Here is a 6,161-nt window from a genome sequence, read left to right on the forward strand (position 1 = left end):
TTTTATTGGGAAAATACCGCCAGCGCGCCTTGCGGGTTGATCATACTTTGCAGTTCAGAGAATGGGATCGTTACAAGCTGCGGACCCGCCGCGTACGCCGCGACCTGATACGCGTCAAAGGTGATCGTCAAGCCTTGATCGGAAATATTCCAGCGCTGATAATTTTCAGCAAGCGGATCCGCGCCGGCGGAGAACATCTCAAAACCAATATCGCGCGTGGACAATTGAGTTTTGCAGAGATCCGAGAGCATTTGAAGGTAGTTCGAGCCTGAAAGGAAAAGTTCGTCGAGGGTGATCTCCCTGCCATTCGAAAGATCATAATTCAAGGTGCGGCTGTATCCGTTTGGATGCGCTGCGCCGTCTGAATAAACGTAGATTTCGAGTTTGATACTCCAAATATCCGCGCGCTGACCGATGACTGCATACTGCAAGTCAAAGCTGCTGCCTGCCGCGATGGGCGGGTTGGATGCAAAAGCCAGCACATCGGTTTTGAATTGAGCTATTTCATCCTGGATGATTTGCTTGATGAGCGTATTGAAGTTCGTCACGCGCGTGTCGCTTGAGCCTTGCAGTGTAGGGATCTGTGCTGTGATCGTGTACACTGGCGCATTTCCTGTTTCACTGAATGGCGAGGGTTGTATGGAAACCGTCTGACTTAGCATCGGGGTGGGCGGTGGGAGCGTCGGCGCGGCCAGTGTGAGGGTTGGGATCGGTGTGAAGGTTGGTTCGATTATGACCCCAGGCGCAGTGGCAGAGATGGGCAGGTCAATAGGCTGAGTTCCTGGCGCGCCTCCCAATACGCTGCACGCAAGTGCGCTCATCACAAGAACAACCAACAAGAATAGATTATTTGTTTTCATAATAACTCCTGCTAACTAGGGGATTGCTTCGCCGCTGCATAACGACGCCTCGCAATGACGTTGAATTTTTATACGGCGTGGTTTTGATTTTGAATTTGTTTTTTTTTGCAAGATACAATTTCTTTAATACGGCTGGACGAAACACTACACAAGCCTGTCATGGGATGGTAGACAAATGTTCGGGCTCTTTAACAACTGAATGTTGGTTGGATGGGTAGTCCATCCCGGAAACATTCAACAACCACAAGAGAAAACTGGACATGAAAAGTCCTTAACATCTCAAATACGCTGGGACATCAGCGTACTACCAGAGCGATAGTAAGACGAGGGTTCGCCTTCGCAACCGTGTTGACGGTAGAAGCCCCCAGCTTTAGCTGTGGGGAGTATGTCACTTTTTCGCTACATCCAAACGACACCACGCGTATAGGGCGTCATAGACTTCAAATTGATTTTCAATATTTTCGAGGTCTTCCGGGAAGCGCAGGCTGTATCCGCTGGCGATGGCTTCGAGTCCGCGCCCGATGGGATCGGTGTCAATATCCTCCTCCACATCCGCCGCGTGGATAATTTTTGCCAGACGCAAAAGCCCCGGCTCCTTTAATCCATATTTGACAATGATCGATTCAAATGAACAGCGACCATCTACGTGACCCAATTCCGCGCCGGGCGTGTCGTAGGGAATCGCGCCGCTTTCTGTGGCGACTTTCTCAATTTGACTGGCGGGTACGAACAAAAATTCCGCTTCGCTGTCTATGAAGCGGGTAATGAGCCACGGACATGCGACTCGGTCAACGTGAACATGAGAACGGGTGATCCATTTCATGGGATTTCTCCTTTTGAGTTATTTGAAGAATTTTAGGGGTATGCAAAAACCATTTCATAATTATCATCTAATTTTGAAATCGAAATGTTCCAAATAACAGTCAGCCAATTTTCTGTATCAATTTCACCAGGAAAGGCCAGCCAGTCAGTAGGCACCTGGATCAACTTTATAGAGAACTTTACCACCCTCATAAAATCTCCCTTGGGTTGAAGTGAAGTAGCGTTTACCTTTGGATTCGAATAAATATCATCAACTCGATAATCTTCAATCCGGCAGTAGGGATGTGCCTTGGGGGTTTTGTATCGCTCCAGCCATATACCAACCAGTACCCGCGCAATTTTTTCTTTTGATAAACCTTCCGCGTTGGCGATTGCTAAAATCGCGTATGGTGATTGGCAATACGCCGAACTCTCTTGCACTTCATTGTAAGGCAATTGAATGCCTGTTGGCGTTGGCGCAATTGCAGCGGCGCTTGTCGGTTCTGGGGATGGCGTTATGGTTCTTGTGGGAGAGAGTGTTGTAGTAACCTCAGGTACTTGCAGCGATGATGAACAAGCAGAAATTAATAACATGGTAAACAGGATAACAAACTTGGTCTTCATTTTTTATTCTGTCAGAACTTTCAATATCTCCAACGTCTCAACTTTTCCGCCGATGCCATTCTCTCCGCCGGGGCCAACACAGGAGGGACAGCCGTCCTCACATTCGCATTCACTGACCAGTTCGTATGCGCGGCGGATTAGTTCATTATGAATTTCAAATAGCTTTTGACTGAATCCGATTCCTGCTGGGACATGGTCATATAAGACAACGGACGGCATATTATTTGCGGGTTTCCACAGCGGGTCTGTGTGAATTCCAAGATCACGCGGGTCACACATCAGAAAGAGCGGCGCGAGGTTGCCGAGCACGAATCCCAGCCCGGCCAGTCCGCTGCGGATGCGGACGTTTTGTTCCACTTTTTTGTGGCAGGTCGGGCAGAGCGTTGTGAGATTCTCCAAACGATTAGCCTGGTCACGGTCCAATGCGCCTTCACGCACAAAGGCGCGGAATGGGATCTTATGATGCACATCATGCTGCCGTCCGCTTTCGATGGCGCCGCAGACCTGACATTGATATTGGTCGCGTGCGCGCACACGCTCACGGATCTTCAGCCAGTCGGGGCCGTAATTGTTTGGGTCGTTGGACCAGCTCCCGGCGTCGCGTAGATGCGAGACTGCTTCTTCGGAAAGAGAAAGCCAGTAGCCGGTCGTCTGTAATTCAGACGAAGGCATATCCAATGTTTCTTCTCCTAAATTTTCATACGTAAACCAGCGGATCTTTTTGAAGCCGACAACTTGAGTTGTCACTTGAATTTCGCCGTACGCTTTTTCGCCGCCGTGGACGACGGCTAGAGCCTGTTTAGATATAACTTCGATCTCAGAGCTTCTTTGCGCTTCGGTGTAATAATCTAGGCCGACAGGAACGAGCTGGGCGAGTTGGTGCTCGAGGTTGAATTCCTGCACAAAATATTGCTGACCTTCGTGCATGTAGATCGCGCCGGGGTGAACCATCCACGCGGCAGATTCGCCATCGACTGTTCCCACTGTCCACGGTCTGCCGTCTTCGGTCGTGCTCTGTAGAACAATGCTTTGCGGCGATGCGGAACGCAGTGAAATATTCGCGGCGGGATATTGATCCTTCATCCAATAATATTTTTCATTCGAGAAATGTGCATCTTGATTCGCAACCAGAAATTCGAGATATTCATCGAGCAACTCATCGGAGATGCTTCCGAAGCCATCTCCCTTTTGAAAGGGTAACTCGAACATGGCACAGCGTAAATGCTCGAGCAAAATGAGCAAATGATTCGGGTTGACCAATGCCTGCTCCGGCGAACTGCCGAAAAAATATTCTGGATGATGCGCGAGGAACTGGTCCAGCGGATTCGGCGACGCGACCAACACTGATACGGCTGGAGCATCTCCGCGTCCCGCCCGACCCGATTGCTGTCTCGCGCTTGCGATGGTGCCCGGATACCCGACGAGAATTGCCGCGCCCAATCCACCGATGTCAATTCCCAGCTCAAGGGCATTGGTGGCAACTACAGTTTTTACAGAGCCGTCGCGTAATCCCTGCTCGATCTCGCGGCGCTGATGGGGAAGGTAGCCGGAACGATAGCCTCTGATTGACGACACCTGCACTTGCGTGCGGTGCAAGTGTTGATGATTGACGATTGATGATTGTAAATAGGTAAGTAGAATTTCCACGCTTCTTCTTGTCCGCGCAAAGACAACAGATTGAATATTGTGATTTAACAGATCTGTTGCGAGGCGTACACTTTCCAATAAACTGCTTTTTCTTAATCCCAGCGAATGATCTGTAACGGGTGGGTTGTAAATAATGAAATGACGTTCGCCGCGCGACGAGCCGTCGTTGTCAATGAGTTCAACATCTTCTTCAATTAAGTTTTCAGCAAGTTCCTTTGGATTGCCGATCGTTGCAGATGCGAGAATGAACTGCGGCTTTGCTCCATAAAAATTCGCCGCACGTTTGAGTCTGCGGATGACATTGGCGACATGCGAGCCAAAGACTCCACGATAGGTGTGGGCTTCGTCAATGACGATAAACTTTAAGTTGCTGAGAAAATCGCTCCAGTTGGAATGATGCGGCAAAATTCCCGTGTGAAGCATGTCTGGGTTTGAGAGTACGATGCGGGCGTTCTTGCGGATGGCGGAGCGTTGTGATTGGGGGGTATCGCCGTCATAGATTGATGATTTCAGATTTACGATTTTCGATTGGATGGATTGAAGATTGGAGTATTGATCCTGCGCAAGGGCCTTGGTCGGGAATAAGTAAATCGCGCGCGCTTCGGGATTTTGGATCATTGCTGCGAGGACGGGCAGGTTGTAGGCGAGAGTCTTTCCGCTGGCGGTGCTGGTGGCGAGGATGATATTTTTCCCGGCGCGGGCATTTGTCCACGCCGAAAGTTGGTGCGAGTAGAGTCGGTCAATGCCGCGGGTGGACAATGTCTCTCGAAGCGCGGCAGGCAGATCGGCCGGGAAGGGATGCGTCTGTGCCGCGCGCGGCGGAGTCGTTTTCCACGCAGAAAAATTCGGCGCGGTATTTTCGTCCTGTTTCCAATGCTCAAATAATTGTTGAAGGTGATTCAATTTTTTGCCGATTATGCGCTGCTGGCTGATGGCTCTTCGCCCAATGTGTGCAGGGTGCGGAATGCCCATGCTCCGATCCCGAACGGGACCCAAAATGTAACCGTGCGGTAGGTGAGGGTGATCACGACCGCCTGGCTCCAATTGACGTTCAGGGATGTCAGCGCGATGGGCATTAGCCCTTCCACGATGCCGATGCCTGAAGGTGTGGGAGAAACGATCAGAAAAAGATATGCGATCGAAAATCCTGCGATGATGGTGCCGGCGGAAAAGGGAACTTCAAAAGAAAGAAAAGAGAATACCAGCACGAGCATCAATAGCCCTTTATCCAAAATCCCCCACAGGATCGGCCTGACCAAACTTGATGGTTTTTCGGTTAGTCCGGCCAGCCCTTCCGAAACCTCATGTGCGAACTCATGCGCGCGAACTTCGCTCAGGTAATCTTCCTTGCGGAATAATTTTACAACGCGGTTGATGTCTCGCGCGATCTTCCCCAGCAGGTTGCCTAGTTTTTCCTCAGAGCGATATCCAAGATACAGTACAAAGGCGTATGTGACGGCGGTTCCAAGCAGGAACAAGGAAGCTGATATTTCGCCTGCCTGTAAATCATTGCGGCGAACCAGCACCATCAGCCCAAGTGACAGGACAACCAGAAACGCGGCTTGATCCAGCAGCAGGAATAATGCGGCAGCGACTGTTACTTTGCCGGGCGGATGCCCACGCCGCCGCGCTTCGGACGCAAAGAGGGCGATTCCGCCTACGCCGGCAGTTGGTGCCACCACGTTGATGAAGTTTGCCGCGGTGGATATCCTTGCCAAAGTCTGCACAGATTCGTGTACTCCAAGCAAATGAAAAATGGATTGATACATGCGCGCCGTGGTGACGAACCAGATCAGTTGAACAAGGATGGCTAGAATAAAAAAAGTTAAGTGCGCTTTTTGCAAAGTTTGCATGATCGTTTCCAGTTCACTGAAACTGATCGCCACTACTGCAATTCCAAGGAATAATATAACCACCAGGAATAATTTCTTCATTCCAATGATTATACACATAAAAAAAGAGCAGGTTTGCCCTGCTCTTTTTTGCGAATTGAGTTCTGTATTCTGTTTTTAAATTATCTGCGTCTGCCGCCGCCAACCAGTGAAACATAATACAGCAATTGCAGGATGGCTGTGATCAACCCGGCCACATAGGTCAATGCGGCTGCGTTAAGAACGGCGTTGACGCCGCGCTGTTCCTGTTCAGTTTGGATGATGCCGCTTTGCACGAGCAGCTGCTTCGCGCGGGCAGAGGCGTTAAATTCCACGGGCAGGGTCGCCAGTGCAAAGA

Annotated in this window: 6 protein-coding genes; all 6 read right to left on the minus strand. The window is 50.2% G+C overall.

The features are described from left to right. Positions 1-2: 2 nt before the first annotated feature. Positions 3-860, minus strand: a complete 858-nt coding sequence (locus IPL17_RS10250; protein WP_345306993.1) for an RsiV family protein — start codon at positions 858-860, stop codon at positions 3-5. 388 nt (positions 861-1,248) lie between these two features. Beyond that, the gene (locus IPL17_RS10255) at positions 1,249-1,683 is read right to left on the minus strand and encodes a chromate resistance protein ChrB domain-containing protein (protein ID WP_345306994.1); all 435 of its coding nucleotides are present in this window, start codon (positions 1,681-1,683) and stop codon (positions 1,249-1,251) included. A gap of 32 nt (positions 1,684-1,715) precedes the next feature. Then, positions 1,716-2,285, minus strand: a complete 570-nt coding sequence (locus IPL17_RS10260) for a hypothetical protein (protein WP_345306995.1) — start codon at positions 2,283-2,285, stop codon at positions 1,716-1,718. A gap of 3 nt (positions 2,286-2,288) precedes the next feature. Then, entirely contained in the window at positions 2,289-4,835 is a 2,547-nt protein-coding gene (locus IPL17_RS10265) for a DEAD/DEAH box helicase (RefSeq protein WP_345306996.1), read from the minus strand. A gap of 11 nt (positions 4,836-4,846) precedes the next feature. Continuing rightward, a complete protein-coding gene (locus IPL17_RS10270) occupies positions 4,847-5,866 on the minus strand; it encodes a lysylphosphatidylglycerol synthase transmembrane domain-containing protein (RefSeq protein WP_345306997.1) in 1,020 nt (339 codons plus the stop codon). A gap of 80 nt (positions 5,867-5,946) precedes the next feature. Next, on the minus strand, positions 5,947-6,161 hold a 215-nt coding region (locus IPL17_RS10275; RefSeq protein WP_345306998.1), incomplete at its 5' end, for a zinc metallopeptidase.

Source organism: Candidatus Villigracilis saccharophilus (assembly GCF_016711665.1).

Bases quoted from the DNA above. Each gene is read 5' to 3' on its own strand.
- IPL17_RS10250 (WP_345306993.1), bottom strand. From the start codon at position 860: ATGAAAACAAATAATCTATTCTTGTTGGTTGTTCTTGTGATGAGCGCA.
- IPL17_RS10255 (WP_345306994.1), bottom strand. From the start codon at position 1,683: ATGAAATGGATCACCCGTTCTCATGTTCACGTTGACCGAGTCGCATGT.
- IPL17_RS10260 (WP_345306995.1), bottom strand. From the start codon at position 2,285: ATGAAGACCAAGTTTGTTATCCTGTTTACCATGTTATTAATTTCTGCT.
- IPL17_RS10270 (WP_345306997.1), bottom strand. From the start codon at position 5,866: ATGAAGAAATTATTCCTGGTGGTTATATTATTCCTTGGAATTGCAGTA.